The sequence below is a fragment of the Bradyrhizobium sp. genome (assembly GCF_030646015.1).
Taxonomy (GTDB): Bacteria; Pseudomonadota; Alphaproteobacteria; order Rhizobiales; family Xanthobacteraceae; genus Bradyrhizobium.
In genome coordinates, this window is sequence record NZ_JAUSLT010000045.1 from 42,120 (window position 1) to 57,225 (window position 15,106).

Genomic DNA, 15,106 nt, shown 5'->3' on the forward strand with positions numbered 1-15,106 from the left:
CCCTCAGATCGAGACGGCAAACGTCTCGGTGTGATTGCATCTTTCGCATTGGAAAGTGCGCACGTCGAAGCCCGGTGCAGTCAGCTCGATGCAGGACAGCTTCATGGGCCTGCAACATTTGGCGCAGGGGAAAACGCCGATGTCCGCGACACTAAACAAAGCTTCGATTTCAGTTGTAGGCATGCAGCACTCCGCTGGATCGGGCGGGAGCACGCAGCGCCCTCAGTCACCGGTAGCAGCCCGATACGGTGCGGCGATCAGGAGAAGGTGGCTTATTGGCTGTTCGAAGTTATGGTCAAGATTGACCACTCCCGCAAACTTCGACGTTTGGTTTTATGAGTGGAACCCGCGTCGACCGGAATTGCGCCGGTCGTGGGCTGATGGTTGCGTGCACGCGCCTGACATGTCGGAGACTTCATTTATTCCGTGGTCTTGCCGTCGAAATGCTCGTTGTCCTTCTCGGCATCCGCACGCGTGCGATGAACCACGCCGTCACGGTGGTTTGGCGGAGCATAGAGCGTATAAAGCTTCAGTGGGGCCGCACTGGTATTGACGATGTTGTGCTTGGTGCCCGCAGGAACGAGCACAGCGAAGCCGGCGCTGATCGGAGTGCGGACGCCGTCGAGGATAGCTTCCCCGGATCCTTCCTCGACGCGAAAAAACTGGTCAAGCTTGTGAACCTCCATGCCAATCTCTTCAGCAGGATGTAGTGACATGACGACAAGCTGACAGTTTTTCGCGGTATAGAGAACGCGCCTGAAATTCGCGTTCTTTGTCGCCAGCGCCTCGATATTTTGCACAAAACCCTTCATCACGGGATCTCCTCATGGGCTAAAATGACAGTCTTGCCGTGTTTTCTGGTTCAGCCGGGCAGTAGCGAGGGCAGCGCCTTCTGACGATTTTCGCCGTCAAACCTTCCTCGAAACTGGTCGATCAGGCACAACCAATATTTCCAGATTTACAAGGGGTGCATGTCGCGCCGGTCATATTGATCTGCATCAATCCGGCCCTCTTTTGCGCGTCTAGGTTGATTGCATGCTGGCGATCAGCCCCTTGAGGCGGCCGATAATCATGATCGATGAACCTTCGTCAGGACCCAGCCAACCCCCGGGCGTCATTTTTCGGAACCCTGAGCAATGTTTACCTGCTGCGGTGCCGACGGACTACCGGCTCGTGGAGATTCAATTGCGAAAAGCGCTCGCGAAAAGCCAGGAGTTGCTTCTTGAAAAGGACGAGTTGATCCACAGACAGCAGCTGTTGAAAGAGGAATCCGATCATCGATTGTTGAACGATCTGCAGATGACCATCAGCCTTCTTTCCATGCAAAGCCGGAACTCAGCAAATCCGGAAGTGGCTGCGCAATTGGCCGCGGCGGCAAACCGCGTATCCATGATTGCGCGAATCCATCATCGACTTAACTCCTACGAGGGTGTCAGAACCATCGAGTTCAGAAAATTTCTTGAGGACTTTTGTCGGGATTTTTCGGCCTTGTTGTCCTCGGACGGGCCCTGCTGCAAGATCAGCTTCGAAGGCAGTGAAGTCATTCTGCCGGCCGCCATCGCCATCCCGCTCGGCTTCATCGCCAGCGAGTTGATCACGAACGCGGCAAAGTACGGCAATGGCCGGATCGTCATCAGGTTGGGGGCGGATCCGAAGCATGGTTACGCGCTTTCGGTGGCCAATGATGGCCCGGCGTTGCCCGAGGGGTTCGACCCCGGCGCCAGCAACGGGCTGGGGATGAAAATTATCCAGTCATTCGTTGGACAGATCGACGGTGAGTTGAGGATCGGTCGGGGCGACGACGGATCAGGTGCACGTTTTACCGTGATGTTTCCAGTATCGACCGGAGCAAGCGATTAGCCGCCTTCGCCACCATCCAAAAACACGTCTCGTCGACCTCATCGGATGGTTGAGGGCGGTGGTTCCTGGCGCCCCGGCGCTATCATGGGGTCCGACCGCAATGCATTCGGCAGGCCCGCGCGGACGTTGACGCGACCAGATTTAAATTCCCGTCTGTGGCGTGGGCCACCGACAGGCCGTGCATCGCCGTGCCATGACCAAGCATTCCTCTCTCAAGGACGTGCACGGTGCTGGATTCGGATCATTCGCAGGAACTCGAGCAGGAAGACGTGCGCCGGGCGGCGGGCTGCATGCAGTCGGCGCGCGTTGACCTCGGCGCGGCCCTGAAATTCGAGATCGGCCGTTTGGCTGGCGGACAGCCGGCCGATCGGGAGTCCGCGCGAAAGCACGAACTCGCCTGCCTGCGGATGGCGTCCGACTGCATGGAACTGGTGGGCGCCATCCAGGACACCGCTTTGCAGCGACGCTTCCTCGAACTGGCCAGACAGTTGACCGCAGCGGCGGAGCGAGCCCCGACATCCGCGCTCGCGAAGTCGATCTGAAGCCTGCCGCCTACCGCTTGCGTTGTGAGGTGTCTCCCTGGACTGCGGTCGAGGGCGGCGTCAGGAATGCGTCGAACCGCTCCTTGACGATGGCGTAGCACTCGCAGGATGCTTTTTCGAGACCGGCGCGATCGACAATCTGGATCTTGCCGCGGCGGTAGCTGATCAACCCCGCCGACTGCAGCGCCTGCGCCGCCATGGTCACCGACTTGCGGTTGGCGCCGAGCATCTCCGACAGGAATTCGTGGGTGTAGGGCAGCGCTTCGCCCTCGGCGCGGTCGTGCATCATCAAGAGCCAGCGGCACATCCGCTCCTCCGTGCTGTGCAGGGCATTGCACGCGACAGTCTGTTGCACCTGCGACAACAGCGTCTCGGAGTAGCTGACGAACAGGTTGCGGACGTGCTCGCTGTTCCTGAACTCCGATTGCAGCAGTTCGATCGGACAGCGGACCATGTCCCCCTCGAGTTGCACCAGGCACCGGTTGAATGAGACCCGGCTGTACATGGCAGCGAACAGACCGAACGCGCCCTCACGACCGATGTTCGCGGTCTCGATCGCCGAGCCGTTCTCCAGCACGGTCAGCAGCGATAGCACCGAGCCTTCCGGAAAATAGGCGTGTTTGAGCAGCCCACCCGCATCGCAGACCACCGCGCCCAACTTGAGCTTGACTGGCTCGAGATGGGGGGCGATGCGCTTGCGGCTGGAAGCCTCCAGCGCGCCCAGCAACCGGTTGCCTTTCGGCTCAGTTATTCGAATCGTCGGCATTCGTTCGATCTTTCTGCACTCCGGGATATTCCTGGAGGACCAGCAGACACTGCATATGACCACATTGCCGCCGGCCGGCTAATCCCTCCGGATCTGCGGCTTGTCATGAAGAACGGCGTTCAGAAGCGAGCTATGGACCTCGATCTTGCCGCTATAACTGATGAAGCCGAGCTTTCGGAATTTGTTCATGAAGTGACTCACACGCGACCGCGTGGTGCCGATCATCTCCGCCAATGTTGCCTGGCTGACATGAACCTTGATCGGCTGCAGGCTGCCGTCCTTTCCAAAGTTTGCCAGCAGCAGCAGCAGTCGCGCCAGCCGCTTCTCGCTCGAATTGAACAGTTGATCGATCAGGTCCTCTTCAATTCGGCTGTTGCGGGACAGCAGATAGGCCATGAAGAGTTCGGTGAATTTCGGCTGGCTGTGAAGGACCGCGAGCATCGCGGTTCTCGTGATGGCGGTGATGACGCAATCTTCCAACGCCGTGGTTGTGGAAATCCGCAGCGGGTGGCCGTGCAGGCAGCCCTCGCCGAAGAACTGACCGGGCTCCAAAATCCCGACCACCGCTTCCTTGCCCTGCTCGGACAGCACGACAACCTTGACCCTGCCTTTCTGGATGTAGAAGACCTTGTCCGCCACATCTCCCTGCGAGAAGACAGTCTCGTTTTTGTGGAAGGTCGAAAGGGTTTTTCCCTCGCCAACCGTTGCGAGGAAGGCCTGAGGGTCGAACTCGCTCCTGGTAGCCGTTGCCATCGCTCGTCTCCTGGACTGCTGTCGGCCTCGCGAGCCGGGCGCGCAAGTATGATGTCCGGTAGCGGACATATGCTTGATTTAGCTCAAACGATGTCGGGCAACGCCCGGTCGCGAAACGAATGTCGGGTAAACGACACAAGCTTGATCTGAATCAAAACCATTCTGCCATCCTGACCGCATCTTTGATTTGGAGTTCAGCAGCGAATTTGCGACGGGCTTCGGCATTCGCTGATCCTTGGCGCTACGCGACGGCGCGATACGAACTATCGAACTCGAAAATCCTCAAAGGAGGACGTCATGCGAAAGACCCTCATTCTCGTTACCACTGCGGCCATGCTGGCTGGTACGGCAATTACCGGGGCAGCGGTCGCGCGAGACCGTTCGGACCGCACGGAATTGACCGCGGGCCAGATCACGGATCAGGCGGCGGCACGCGCTGCCCAGATGAAGGCCGACCTGCGCCTCACCCCGGAGCAGGAGAAGAATTGGGCTGCGTTTGAAACCGCCGTGGTGGATATGTGGAAGAAGCGCACCGAAGCGCGGATTGCATGGCGAACTGCTCACGCCAAACAAGAGGGCAGCGTCGATGTTCTCGACGAAATGCGCAAGGACGCCGACCTGCAAATCGACGAAGCCAATGCTCGGAAGAAGGTCGCAGATGCCGCCCAACCGCTTTACAGCGGCCTCGACGATCGGCAAAAGCGGCGCTTTTTCGAGACACTTTTCCGCAGGGATCGTGATCGCCGCGCCGATTGAGTGGGACGCATTCTGACTGCAATTGAATCACGCGTGCTGGCCCGACTTCAACAACGACCACCCGTCGACGCCAGACCATAACGACCCGACTCGATCGTTTCCTTATCTCATTTACATCGGAGGACACAGCTATGGACAAAGACCGGATCGTTGGATCGGCGAAGCAGATCAAGGGCACCGTCAAGCAGGTGGTCGGCAAGGTGGCCGGCGACGCCAAGCTGGAGGCGGAAGGCAACGCGGACAAGATTGAGGGCAAGGTTCAGAATGCCGTCGGTGGCATCAAGGACACGCTCAAGGGAAAATAGGTCAGGGTACGAACCTGTTCTTCTCTGTCGCCTTCGCCATTTCCCTCGAAAGAAACCAGGCGTCGTCATGCCGGTGACGCTACCGCGTCGCTGGTAAGAATGAAGATCGAGGCCTCACGATTGGGCTACCAAGAGACCTAAACCCTCATTTCAGGACCCACAAAGGGATTCAGACCATGTCGCTCGGACTTATACTCGTCATCATTCTGGTCATCTTCCTGCTTGGCGGCTTCAGCGGCCGCTTCGGCGGCTACGGCTACGGCTTCGGTCACGGCGGCATGGGCATCATCGGTGTCATCCTGGTCATCCTCGTCGTCTTGCTGCTCTTGGGCCGGCTTTGATCTGCCGGTTGGCATGCTGGGATAAGCGGCGGGTCGCTTGATTCACACCGATGCCGTCGTAATCACGGGCGGGCTGGTGATGATTTCTGCGGCGCAGCTTGAAGTGCCGTCGAAATGGAAGCAACGGGCAGCGCCGTCGCGTACAGACCCCAAACGATGTCCGACACGGGTCCAGAGCACCACAGCGGACGTTCACCAACGCCTTTGACCCCTGCAAAAAGGCGAGGAGAGGTGAAGTGAATTCCCGCGCGCCTTGATGAGGCCGCACCTTGAATTAGGGCCGGTGATTTGCCCGACGTGTCAAATGGGCGTGCTGGCATCACGCATGCCAGCGACCGGTTTGTTACTGCATGGGGTTGTTTTCGATATTTTTGTTTGGAAGCAGGACCGGGGCCTGCTTTGGCTCTATGCTCACTCGACCGGCAGCAGCTCCGTCAGCGAGCGGATGATTCGGTCCGGCCTGATATGGGTGTCGGCGGGCAGGCCGTCGCCATGCGCGTCCATCCAGATCGCATAGATGCCGAGGCGCTGCGGCACCTCGATTTCCCATTCCAGGTTGTCGCCGATCATCCAGGTATCGGGCGCCGTCACGCCGAGCGCTTCCATGGCATGCAGATAGGCGCGCTCCTCCGGCTTGCCGAAACCATGCTCGCCCTCGATCTGGATGTGGTCGAACCGGTGCGCCAGCTCGAAGCGCTCGACCTTGGCGCGCTGGGTGTCGGCTGCGCCATTGGTCACCAGCGCCAGTCTTACGCCGCGCGCTTTCAGGGCGTCGATCGCGTCATGCGCGCCCGGAAACATGAACATCTCTTCTTCGCGATAGGCAGTCAGGCGGTCGGCAAGGCGGACGGCAAGATCGACAGGTAAAGCGGGCTGTCCGGCGGCGGCCAGCGTGGCAAACCCGTCCTTGACGACCAACTGCCTCGCTTCGGCGAGCTTCAATCGCCAGGCGGCTTCCGCCGTCGCCCAGAATTTTCGGCCTGACTCCAGCACCGCGGCGGCGACCTGTTGCGGCGAGTGCGGCGCCAGTTCGCTAGTGAACTCCGCCGCGATCTTGTTCCAGGCGATCTCCGGCCGGCCATAGGCGGACAGGATGGTGTCGTCCATATCGATCAGCATCGCACGCGGTAGCTGCGTCATTGTGTTCAGGGCCATTTCACTTCCGGCGGCATCGACGACAGGATGGAATCGACGTTGCCGCCGGTTTTCAGCCCGAAGATGGTGCCGCGATCATACAACAGGTTGAATTCGACGTAACGTCCGCGCCGGACCAGCTGCTCCTCGCGGTCTTCGGCGCTCCACGGCGTCTCGAAATTGCGCCGTACCAGCTCGGGATAGACTTTCAGGAAGGCGCGGCCGACGTCCTGGGTGAAGGCGAGATCGGCATCCCAGTCGCCGGAGTCGAGCCAGTCGTAAAAGATGCCGCCGATGCCGCGCGCTTCCTTGCGATGCGGCAGATAGAAATACTCGTCGCACCATTTTTTCAGTCTGTCGTAATCGGCAACGGCGCTGTGCGCGTCGCAGGCGGCCTGCATCGCGGCGTGAAAAGCCACCGTGTCGGGATCCGCCTGGGTCCGCCGCCGGTCCAGCACCGGCGTCAGATCCGCGCCGCCGCCGAACCATGATTTGGTGGTGACGACGAAGCGGGTGTTCATATGCACCGCCGGGATATTCGGATTGCGCATATGCGCGATCAGCGAAACGCCGGAGGCCCAGAACCGGGGATCATCGGCCGCACCTGGAATCTGCGCGCGGAATTCGGGGGCGAATTCGCCATGCACGGTCGAGCAGTGTACACCGACCTTCTCGAACAGCCGCCCGCGCATCACCGACATCACGCCGCCGCCGCCGGGTTTTCCGGTGTGGTCGGTGCGATCCCAGGCCGTGCGTACGAAGCGGCCCGCGGCACCCGGATAGAGCGAGGCCGGGGCGTCGTCCTCCAGTTCTTCGAAGGCGGCGCAAATGTCATTGCGCAGCCGCTCGAACCAGCTCCGGGCGCGCGCCTTGCGGTCTTCGATCACGGATAGGTCCATGGGTCGTTCCTAGCCTTGCGGGCCGAAATAGGTGCAGCTCTCGTTGCAGCTGTCACGATGCACGCTGACGCGCGCGAGTTGGCCGGCATGTGCCACCCGCTCCCAGATGAAGCGCGACAGGTTTTCCAGCGTCGGCTGCCCCAGCGCCTCGACCTTGTTGAGCAGCTTGTGGTCGAGGATTTTCTGCACCTCCGCCATGCTGCGATCGAGCAGGCCGAGATCCATCACCATCCCGGTGGCGGGATCCGGCGTGCCGCGTATCGTGACCTCGGCGCGGAACGAGTGGCCGTGAATTTCCATGCTGGCGTCGCCCAGCGTCGTTCCCGAGAGCGCATGCGCCGCCTCGAACCGGAACGATTTCGTCAGTTCCCACATTTCTGAAAGTCCAACCTTTACCTGATGCCGAGTGTCTTGTGTGTCTGCACGCTGAGCCGCCATTGCGGGTGGCGCATGCAGTAGTCGACCGCGCGCTCCGTATTGGCCCCGATATCAGGGCCATCCATCGGCTGCAGCGAGAATCGTTCGAAGGCGAGATCCGCGAAGGCCGCGGGCATGGCGTCCGCCTGCGGGTAGACCAGCTTGAGTTCGTGGCCTTGCCGGACCAGCAATTCCGCGCCGGCTTTCGGGCTGACGCAGATCCAGTCCAGGCCATCCGGCGGTTCGATCGTGCCGTTGGTCTCGATGCCGATTTCGAAGCCTCGCGCGTGCAGGGCTTCGATGAAGTCGGCATCGACCTGCAGCAGCGGCTCGCCGCCGGTCAACACCACATAGCGATGTCCGTGCTCGCCAGCCCATTGGCTGGCAATGGTATCGGCGAGTTCGTCAGCCGTGCCATAGCGGCCGCCCAGCGTGCCGTCGGTCCCGACAAAATCAGTGTCGCAAAACCGGCAGGTCGCGGTGGCGCGGTCCTGCTCGCGGCCGCTCCAGAGATTGCAGCCCGCGAATCGGCAAAACACCGCCGCGCGGCCGGCATGGGCGCCTTCGCCCTGCAGGGTCAGAAAGATCTCTTTGACCGCGTAACTCACCGCGCCGTCTCCATGGTTGCGGGACTGGTCTGCCGCAGGGCCTCGCCCAGTGCCATCGCCGCCGCCACCGCGACGTTGAGCGAGCGCAGGCCTGGTTTGATCGGGATCACCACCCGCGCGTCGGCGACGGCCACCACCTCGTCGGGCACCCCGGCGGATTCGCGCCCGAACAGCAGGATGTCATCAGCCTTATAGCGGTAATCAAGGTAGCAGCCGGGGCTTTTGGTCGTGAACAGGATCAGGCGATAGCCCTGTTCGTTACGCCATTGCTCGAATTTTGACCACGAGTCGTGGCGCATGATGGTTACCTGGTCGAGATAGTCCATGCCGGCCCGGCGGAAGTGCCGGTCGGATACCGGGAAGCCGGCGGGCTCGATAATATGGGCCGATACATCCAGGCAGGCGCAAAGGCGCAGAATCGTCCCGGTGTTCTGGGGGATGTCGGGCTGGAAAAGCGCAACCTGCATGATCTGACCGCCCGTTGAGGGCTCCATGAAATGTCTGAATAATTCGCCGCGCGGTGCGGAATTAGTGCATTGCACACATGGGAGCCGATAGCGGGCTTGCGCTCTTCCGGCAAGGGTGCCAATAGAACGATTCTGGACTGCTTGTTCCGCCCGATTGGGCGGGAAAAGTGGTCTTTCTGCCGCCGCGGGGGTCGCGGGCGCCGGCAGCCTCCTCCGGTTCGTATTGGCGTTCCCAGGGGCGGTTCCACCGGCTGCGGACAAGAAAGGGATTGGGATCGTGACGACAGCGTCTTCGGCGGATCATCCGACACGCCGTGATTTCCTCTTTGTTGCAACGGGAGCCGTCGCCGCGGTCGGCGGAGCGGCGACACTGGTGCCCTTCATCTCCCAGATGAATCCGGACGCCTCGACGATTGCGGCCGGCGCGCCGATCGAAGTCGATCTGGCGCCGATCGCCGAGGGGCAGGACATCAAGGTGTTCTGGCGCGGCAAGCCGATCTTCATCAGCCACCGCACCAAGAAGCAGATCGACGAGGCCCGCAAGGTGCCGGTCGCCAGCCTGCCGGATCCGCAGAGCGACGAGGCCCGCGTCAAGCCGGGCAAGGACCAGTGGCTGGTCGTGATCGGCATCTGCACCCATCTCGGCTGCATTCCGATCGCGCATGAGGGCCAGTACGACGGCTTCTTCTGCCCCTGCCATGGCTCGCAATACGATACCTCGGGCCGCATCCGGTCGGGACCGGCACCCACCAACCTGCCGGTGCCGCCCTATCAGTTCGTTTCCGATACCAAAATCCAGATCGGCTAGCCTCGGAACCTGCTTTTCGAGACCTGAGCCCGTCGCATCGTCTTATTTCCCTAGGATCGCATCATGAGCGGACCATCCGACTACCAGCCGACCAATCCCGCATTGAAGTGGATTGAACGGCGCCTCCCGATCTTGGGACTTATGCATTCCTCGTTCGTGGCCTACCCGACGCCGCGCAACCTGAACTACTGGTGGACCTTCGGCGCCATCCTCTCGATGATGCTCGGGGTGCAGATCATCACCGGCGTGATCCTGGCGATGCATTACACGCCGCATGTCGACATGGCCTTCAAGTCGGTCGAGAGCATCGTGCGCGACGTGAATTACGGCTGGCTGCTGCGCAACATGCACGCCACCGGCGCCTCGATGTTCTTCGTCGCGGTGTACGTCCACATGTTCCGCGGCCTGTATTACGGGTCGTACAAGGAGCCGCGCGAGATCCTGTGGATTCTCGGCGTCATCATCTACCTCTTGATGATGGCGACCGGATTCATGGGCTACGTGCTGCCGTGGGGCCAGATGAGCTTCTGGGGCGCCACCGTGATCACCAATCTGTTCTCCGCCATTCCCTATGTCGGCGACAGCATCGTCACCCTGCTGTGGGGCGGCTATTCGGTCGGCAATCCGACGCTGAACCGGTTCTTCTCGCTGCATTATCTGCTGCCGTTCGTGATCGCCGGCGTGGTCGTGCTGCACGTCTGGGCGCTGCACGTCGCCGGTCAGAACAATCCGGCGGGCGTCGAGCCGAAGACGGAAAAGGACACCGTGCCGTTCACGCCCTACGCGACCATGAAGGACGCGTTCGGGGTCTCCTGCTTCATGCTGTTCTTCGCCTGGTTCATCTTCTACATGCCGAACTATCTCGGCGAGGCCGACAACTACATCCCGGCCAATCCCGGCGTGACACCGGCGCACATCGTGCCGGAATGGTACTATCTGCCGTTCTACGCGATCCTGCGCTCGATCCCGAACAAGCTCGCCGGCGTGGTGGCGATGTTCGGTGCGATCCTGGTTCTGGCTTTCCTGCCCTGGCTCGACACCGCCCGGACCAAATCGTCGAAGTATCGCCCGCTGGCGAAGCAGTTCTTCTGGATCTTCGTCGTGGTCTGCGTGCTGCTGGGCTGGCTCGGTGCCAAGCCCGCCGAAGGCATCTACGTGATCGCCGGCCGCGTGCTGACGTTCTGCTACTTCGCCTATTTCCTGATCGTGCTGCCGCTGCTCAGCCGGATCGAAAAGCCGAGGCCGGTGCCGAATTCGATCGCCGACGACGTGCTGGCCAAAGCCGGCAAGTCGGCGCCGATGGTGTCCTCCGTGATCGCGCTTGCGGTCGCGGGTGCTCTGTTCGCCGGAAGCGCGCCAAGCGCCCGGGCGGCGGAAGGGCAGGCAGCGCCGCCGTCGCAGAAATGGTCGTTCGCAGGTCCGTTCGGCAAGTTCGACCGCGGCGCGATGCAGCGCGGCCTCAAGGTCTACAAGGAAGTCTGCGCGTCCTGCCACGGACTGTCCTATATTGCGTTCCGCAATCTCGCCGACCCCGGCGGTCCCGGCTTCTCGGTGGCGCAGTCGGCAGCCTTCGCCTCCGAATACAAGGTCAAGGACGGTCCGAACGACGCGGGCGACATGTTCGAGCGTCCCGGCCGGCCGGCGGATTACTTCCCGTCGCCGTTCCCGAACGAGCAGGCAGCGCGGGCGGCCAATGGCGGTGCGTTGCCGCCGGACCTGTCGCTGATCACCAAGGCGCGTTCCTACCCGCGCGGCTTCCCGATGTTCGTGGTGGACCTCTTCACCCAGTTCCAGGAGCAGGGTCCGAACTACGTCAGCGGGCTACTGCAGGGCTATGAGGAGAAACCGCCGGCCGGGTTCACGCTGCCGGAGGGCTCATCGTACAACAAGTATTTCCCCGGCCACGCCATCAAGATGCCGAACCCGCTCAGTGACGGTCAGGTCACCTACGACGACGGCTCGCCGGCAACGGTGGCGCAATACGCCAAGGACGTCACCACGTTCCTGATGTGGACCGCGGAGCCGCACATGGAAGCGCGCAAGAAGCTGGGCCTGCAGGTGTTCGTGTTCCTGATCCTGCTCACGGGCCTGCTCTACTTCACCAAGAAGAAGATCTGGGCCGACGCGCACTGAGCGTTGCGTTCAAAATGTGAGTTTGAAAAAGCCCCTGCGGGGGCTTTTTTGTTGGATGCGTGTCCCGGACGCGGTGCAGCGCCCTTGCGCTGCTCCGCAGAGCCGGGACCCATACACTTTGCGCTCTGAACCATGGGCCCCGGCGCAGCAGCGCATCACGCCGAAGGCGGCGTGATGCGCTGCGTCCGGGGCAAGAACCTCTGCGATTGCATCCTGCCCCCACAGCGGCCAAAATGGCCGCCAATCGCCCCGCAAGAAAACTCCCCGGAGGAACCCATGGGTACCAGCATCACGTTCAAGCGCCCGGACGGCAAGGATGCCGGCGGCTATCTCGCCAACGCCGCGCGCGGCAATGCGCCGGGCGTGGTGGTGATCCAGGAATGGTGGGGGCTTTCCGATCAGATCAAGGGGCTGTGCGACCGCTTCGCGGTGGCGGGCTTCGATGCGCTGGCGCCCGATCTCTACAAGGGCACGGTGGTGCCGTATCACGACACCGACGCCGCCAACGCGCAGATGAACTCACTGGATTTCATGGATGCGACCACCCAGACCGTGCGCGGCGCCGCGCAATATCTGGCCAGGAACGGCGCCAAGGTCGGCCTGACCGGCTTCTGCCTCGGAGGTGCGGTGACCATCATCGGCGCCACCAAAATTCCCGAACTCGCCGCCGGGGTGGTGTTCTATGGCATCCCGCCGGAGGCGGCGGCAAAGCCCGCGGACGTGAAAATTCCGCTGCAGGCGCATTTTGCCAACAAGGACGACTGGTGCACGCCGGCGCTGGTCGATGGCTTCGAGAAAGCGATGAAGGCCGCCGGCAAGTCGCTCGAACTGTTCCGCTATGACGCCGAGCACGCCTTCGTCAACGAGCAGCGCCAGTCGGTGCATGACCGCAAGGCCGCCGAGCTGGCCTGGGGCCGGGCGACGGAATTCTTCAAGAAGCATCTCGGCTGAGATGAAGATCTTTTGCACGGGCGCGTCGGGCTATATCGGCGGATCGGTGGCGGCTCATCTCATCGCGGCCGGACATCAGGTGACCGGCCTGGTTCGCTCGCAGGACAAGGCCGACGCGGTTCGCGCGCGCGGCATCGAGCCGGTGCTGGGAACGCTGGATGACGCAACGGTTCTTTCGCAAGCAGCGAAAGCCGCCGATGTCGTCGTCAATGCCGCCAGCGCTGACCACAAGGGCGCGGTCGTGGCCTTGCTGGATGCGCTGGCCGGAAGCGGCAAGCCGTTCATCCATACCTCGGGGTCGAGCATCGTCGGCACGCCCGCCCGCGGCGAACGCTCCGATGCGGTGTTCGATGAAGACACGCCGTTCACGCCATCATCAGCGCGCGCGGCGCGGGTCGCCCTGAACGAATTCATCCTGTCGTATCGCGACAAGGGCTGCCGTCCCGTCATCATCTGCCCGAGCCTGATCTATGGAGCAGGCCATGGCGACAAGGCGGACAGCGTGCAGGTACCCTATCTGATCAAGCTCGCCAGAAAGCGCGGCAATGCCGCGCACGCCGGGCCCGGCGAAAACATCTGGTCGGACGTCCATATCGACGATCTCGTGACGCTCTATGCGCTCGCGATCGAGAAGGCCCCGGCCGGATCGTTCTATTTCGCCGAGAACGGCGAGCATTCGATGCGTGAACTCTGCGATGCCATCAACCGCATGCTGGGCTTTTCGGGCCCGCCGGCCGCGATCTCGATGGCGGAGGCCGCCGCCGAATGGGGCGAGGGTGCCGCCGAAAACACCATGGCATCGAACAGCCGGGTCCGCGCCAAACGGGCGCGGCAGCTCGGCTGGACGCCAACGGCGCGCGGCGTGATCGAGGAGATCGAGCGGGGGTGTTATCGCGAGTAGCTCGCCGTCGTCCCTGCGAACGCAGGGACCCATACACCGCGGCCGTTATATTGGAGCGAACTGGTAGAGATCTTCCCTGGGCAACAACACCCTGTGGTTATGGGTCCCCGCGTTCGCGGGGACGACAGGTGTGTGGAAAGTGCCGTCTATTCCTTCACCCCATCCCACCAGGCACACGTCCCCGACATCAGCTTGTAATTGCCTTCCATCACCTGCACCGGTGCGCGCCGCCCTTCGGCTGCGGCGCGCATCCGCATTTCGCGCGCCACCTCGCGGTCTTCAGGCGGCAGCCAGACGCGCTCATGACCCCACAGGCTCGGGCCGTCGAACATCTCGACCGGCTGCCAGTTGGCGGTATCGATCTCGCGGCCGCCCCAGCCGCATTCGATCATGAAGGAGGACGGCGATTTGCAGTAGAAGGAGGTCATGAAATCATTGGTATGGCGGCCGAGCGTGACGCTGATGCGATCCTCCTGCGTCAGGGCGACGTCGTAGGCCTGCCCGACATCGTCGAGCGAGAACAGCTCCACCATCAGATGATGCATGCCGCTCTTGCCGGTCTCGATCATCGCGAGGCTGTGGTGGCGCGCGTTGACGTGGAAGAAATAGGCGCGGAACGGCTTTTCGATATAGTCGCTGAGCCCGAAGCCGAGCAGGTCGACATAGAACGCCATCATCGGGTCGATATTTTGTACCGTCAGTACCGCGTGGCCGAGGCCGAGCGGCCCGGTGCGGAAGCCGGAGATCGAGCGGCCGGGCCTGAACGGCGTCTGGTCGATTTCGGCGCCGTAAAAGGCCTCCAGCCGATTGCCCTCCGGGTCGGCGAATGAAATCAGGCCACCCACACGCCTTGCATCGGCCAGCGTCCGCGGTTCGGCCACAACCTCAATCCCGGCCTTTTCGAGCCGGGCGGCGAGGGCGTCCAGGTCGGCCGCATCCTTCACCTCCCAGCCGAAGAAACGCCCGCCGTCCGGCATCGCGCGGTCGATGACGATGCGTTGCTTGCGGTCGTCCATCCGGAACGCCAGCAGGGAATTGCCGCGCTCCACCGCCTGCAGGCCGACCAGGCCGGTGCCGAACTGCCGCCAGTCGTCCAGCGCTGTCGATCCGAATCCGGCATATCCCAGCGCCTGTATCGGCATCGTCGCCTCCGTTTTTTTCAAGGACTTGCTCAAATCCTACGCATATTTTCGAAGACAGGCGAGAGACCTTGTCGGCGGTCCATCCGCCGGCACCGTGGGTCCCCTCTCCCGCTTGCTTGCGGGGGAGGGTTAGGGAGGGGGCCGCAACAGGCACCTTGCTTGCGATGGCCCCCTCTCCATCTCTCCCCCGCAAGCGAGAGCTTTGCATAAAGGCGAATCTGCGATTCACTGGCGACCTAGCTGTGGAGAGGGCTGGGATGGCATATCGGCCGGTTGGGCAACCGAGTTTCGCGGATGCGCTAGCGTCGCGGCGAGGGACAGGG

General features: G+C 62.2%; 18 protein-coding genes. 9 read left to right on the forward strand and 9 right to left on the reverse strand.

From position 1 onward, the window contains the following. Positions 1 to 419 precede the first annotated feature (419 nt). Entirely contained in the window at positions 420 to 812 is a 393-nt protein-coding gene (locus tag Q7T45_RS06725) for a cupin domain-containing protein (protein WP_304869008.1), read from the reverse strand. 223 nt (positions 813 to 1,035) lie between these two features. Here Q7T45_RS06725 and Q7T45_RS06730 point away from each other — a divergent pair, with 223 nt between their 5' ends. Both Q7T45_RS06730 and Q7T45_RS06735 read left to right on the forward strand, forming a co-directional pair. Beyond that, the gene (locus tag Q7T45_RS06730) at positions 1,036 to 1,860 is read left to right on the forward strand and encodes a sensor histidine kinase (RefSeq protein WP_304869010.1); all 825 of its coding nucleotides are present in this window, start codon (positions 1,036 to 1,038) and stop codon (positions 1,858 to 1,860) included. A gap of 227 nt (positions 1,861 to 2,087) precedes the next feature. Then, entirely contained in the window at positions 2,088 to 2,402 is a 315-nt protein-coding gene (locus Q7T45_RS06735; protein ID WP_304869012.1) for a hypothetical protein, read from the forward strand. Positions 2,403 to 2,412: 10 nt separating this feature from the next. Here Q7T45_RS06735 and Q7T45_RS06740 read toward each other — a convergent pair whose 3' ends face one another. Both Q7T45_RS06740 and Q7T45_RS06745 read right to left on the reverse strand, forming a co-directional pair. Further along, positions 2,413 to 3,168, reverse strand: coding sequence for a Crp/Fnr family transcriptional regulator (locus Q7T45_RS06740; protein ID WP_304869014.1), 756 nt, complete (start codon positions 3,166 to 3,168; stop codon positions 2,413 to 2,415). 78 nt (positions 3,169 to 3,246) lie between these two features. Further along, positions 3,247 to 3,921: a Crp/Fnr family transcriptional regulator gene (locus Q7T45_RS06745; protein ID WP_304869016.1), complete on the reverse strand. Its 675-nt coding sequence runs from the start codon at positions 3,919 to 3,921 to the stop codon at positions 3,247 to 3,249. A 297-nt stretch (positions 3,922 to 4,218) separates the two neighbouring features. Here Q7T45_RS06745 and Q7T45_RS06750 point away from each other — a divergent pair, with 297 nt between their 5' ends. The 3 genes from Q7T45_RS06750 to Q7T45_RS06760 all read left to right on the forward strand — a co-directional run bounded on the left by Q7T45_RS06750 (position 4,219) and on the right by Q7T45_RS06760 (position 5,323). Further along, positions 4,219 to 4,677 (forward strand): Spy/CpxP family protein refolding chaperone, encoded by a 459-nt coding sequence (locus Q7T45_RS06750; RefSeq protein ID WP_304869018.1) that lies wholly within the window; start codon positions 4,219 to 4,221, stop codon positions 4,675 to 4,677. 131 nt (positions 4,678 to 4,808) lie between these two features. Continuing rightward, complete coding sequence (locus Q7T45_RS06755) at positions 4,809 to 4,982, forward strand: CsbD family protein (protein WP_304869020.1); 174 nt, start codon at positions 4,809 to 4,811, stop codon at positions 4,980 to 4,982. Positions 4,983 to 5,158: 176 nt separating this feature from the next. Beyond that, positions 5,159 to 5,323 (forward strand): DUF3309 family protein, encoded by a 165-nt coding sequence (locus tag Q7T45_RS06760; protein WP_304869022.1) that lies wholly within the window; start codon positions 5,159 to 5,161, stop codon positions 5,321 to 5,323. A gap of 411 nt (positions 5,324 to 5,734) precedes the next feature. Here the strand turns inward: Q7T45_RS06760 and Q7T45_RS06765 are convergent, their stop codons facing one another. The 5 genes from Q7T45_RS06765 to Q7T45_RS06785 are packed head-to-tail and all read right to left on the reverse strand — an operon-like array spanning position 5,735 to position 8,848. Then, positions 5,735 to 6,478 carry an HAD family hydrolase gene (locus Q7T45_RS06765; protein ID WP_304869024.1) on the reverse strand — a complete coding sequence of 248 codons (744 nt, stop codon included), beginning with the start codon at positions 6,476 to 6,478 and terminating at the stop codon, positions 5,735 to 5,737. Next, positions 6,469 to 7,356, reverse strand: coding sequence for an oxygen-dependent coproporphyrinogen oxidase (gene hemF / locus Q7T45_RS06770; RefSeq protein WP_304869026.1), 888 nt, complete (start codon positions 7,354 to 7,356; stop codon positions 6,469 to 6,471). The genes Q7T45_RS06765 and hemF overlap by 10 nt, the downstream gene beginning before the upstream one ends. Before the next feature lie 9 nt (positions 7,357 to 7,365). Further along, the gene (locus Q7T45_RS06775) at positions 7,366 to 7,731 is read right to left on the reverse strand and encodes a 6-carboxytetrahydropterin synthase (RefSeq protein WP_304869028.1); all 366 of its coding nucleotides are present in this window, start codon (positions 7,729 to 7,731) and stop codon (positions 7,366 to 7,368) included. A gap of 17 nt (positions 7,732 to 7,748) precedes the next feature. After that, on the reverse strand, positions 7,749 to 8,381 hold the full coding sequence (gene queE / locus Q7T45_RS06780; protein WP_304869030.1) for a 7-carboxy-7-deazaguanine synthase: 633 nt from the start codon (positions 8,379 to 8,381) through the stop codon (positions 7,749 to 7,751). Further along, positions 8,378 to 8,848, reverse strand: coding sequence for a tRNA (cytidine(34)-2'-O)-methyltransferase (locus tag Q7T45_RS06785; protein ID WP_304869032.1), 471 nt, complete (start codon positions 8,846 to 8,848; stop codon positions 8,378 to 8,380). Before Q7T45_RS06785 ends, queE begins: the two co-directional genes overlap by 4 nt. Before the next feature lie 277 nt (positions 8,849 to 9,125). On the opposite strand from Q7T45_RS06785, the gene petA reads away from it, so the two are divergent. The 4 genes from petA (at position 9,126) to Q7T45_RS06805 (ending at position 13,641) form a co-directional block, all read left to right on the forward strand. Next, complete coding sequence (gene petA / locus Q7T45_RS06790) at positions 9,126 to 9,656, forward strand: ubiquinol-cytochrome c reductase iron-sulfur subunit (RefSeq protein ID WP_304869034.1); 531 nt, start codon at positions 9,126 to 9,128, stop codon at positions 9,654 to 9,656. A 63-nt stretch (positions 9,657 to 9,719) separates the two neighbouring features. Continuing rightward, positions 9,720 to 11,789: a cytochrome c1 gene (locus Q7T45_RS06795; RefSeq protein WP_304869036.1), complete on the forward strand. Its 2,070-nt coding sequence runs from the start codon at positions 9,720 to 9,722 to the stop codon at positions 11,787 to 11,789. A gap of 276 nt (positions 11,790 to 12,065) precedes the next feature. Beyond that, entirely contained in the window at positions 12,066 to 12,740 is a 675-nt protein-coding gene (locus Q7T45_RS06800; protein WP_304869038.1) for a dienelactone hydrolase family protein, read from the forward strand. Position 12,741: 1 nt separating this feature from the next. Further along, entirely contained in the window at positions 12,742 to 13,641 is a 900-nt protein-coding gene (locus Q7T45_RS06805; protein WP_304869040.1) for an NAD-dependent epimerase/dehydratase family protein, read from the forward strand. Positions 13,642 to 13,787: 146 nt separating this feature from the next. On the opposite strand, the gene Q7T45_RS06810 is transcribed toward Q7T45_RS06805, so the two are convergent. Further along, a complete protein-coding gene (locus tag Q7T45_RS06810; RefSeq protein ID WP_304869042.1) occupies positions 13,788 to 14,783 on the reverse strand; it encodes a VOC family protein in 996 nt (331 codons plus the stop codon). Positions 14,784 to 15,106: the final 323 nt, after the last annotated feature.

Coding starts and splice junctions, on each gene's coding strand:
- Q7T45_RS06725 (WP_304869008.1), bottom strand. CDS start 812: ATGAAGGGTTTTGTGCAAAATATCGAGGCGCTGGCGACAAAGAACGCG.
- Q7T45_RS06730 (WP_304869010.1), top strand. CDS start 1,036: ATGCTGGCGATCAGCCCCTTGAGGCGGCCGATAATCATGATCGATGAA.
- Q7T45_RS06740 (WP_304869014.1), bottom strand. CDS start 3,168: ATGCCGACGATTCGAATAACTGAGCCGAAAGGCAACCGGTTGCTGGGC.
- Q7T45_RS06745 (WP_304869016.1), bottom strand. CDS start 3,921: ATGGCAACGGCTACCAGGAGCGAGTTCGACCCTCAGGCCTTCCTCGCA.
- Q7T45_RS06750 (WP_304869018.1), top strand. CDS start 4,219: ATGCGAAAGACCCTCATTCTCGTTACCACTGCGGCCATGCTGGCTGGT.
- Q7T45_RS06755 (WP_304869020.1), top strand. CDS start 4,809: ATGGACAAAGACCGGATCGTTGGATCGGCGAAGCAGATCAAGGGCACC.
- Q7T45_RS06760 (WP_304869022.1), top strand. CDS start 5,159: ATGTCGCTCGGACTTATACTCGTCATCATTCTGGTCATCTTCCTGCTT.
- Q7T45_RS06765 (WP_304869024.1), bottom strand. CDS start 6,478: ATGGCCCTGAACACAATGACGCAGCTACCGCGTGCGATGCTGATCGAT.
- hemF (WP_304869026.1), bottom strand. CDS start 7,356: ATGGACCTATCCGTGATCGAAGACCGCAAGGCGCGCGCCCGGAGCTGG.
- Q7T45_RS06775 (WP_304869028.1), bottom strand. CDS start 7,731: ATGTGGGAACTGACGAAATCGTTCCGGTTCGAGGCGGCGCATGCGCTC.
- Q7T45_RS06785 (WP_304869032.1), bottom strand. CDS start 8,848: ATGCAGGTTGCGCTTTTCCAGCCCGACATCCCCCAGAACACCGGGACG.
- Q7T45_RS06795 (WP_304869036.1), top strand. CDS start 9,720: ATGAGCGGACCATCCGACTACCAGCCGACCAATCCCGCATTGAAGTGG.
- Q7T45_RS06800 (WP_304869038.1), top strand. CDS start 12,066: ATGGGTACCAGCATCACGTTCAAGCGCCCGGACGGCAAGGATGCCGGC.
- Q7T45_RS06805 (WP_304869040.1), top strand. CDS start 12,742: ATGAAGATCTTTTGCACGGGCGCGTCGGGCTATATCGGCGGATCGGTG.
- Q7T45_RS06810 (WP_304869042.1), bottom strand. CDS start 14,783: ATGCCGATACAGGCGCTGGGATATGCCGGATTCGGATCGACAGCGCTG.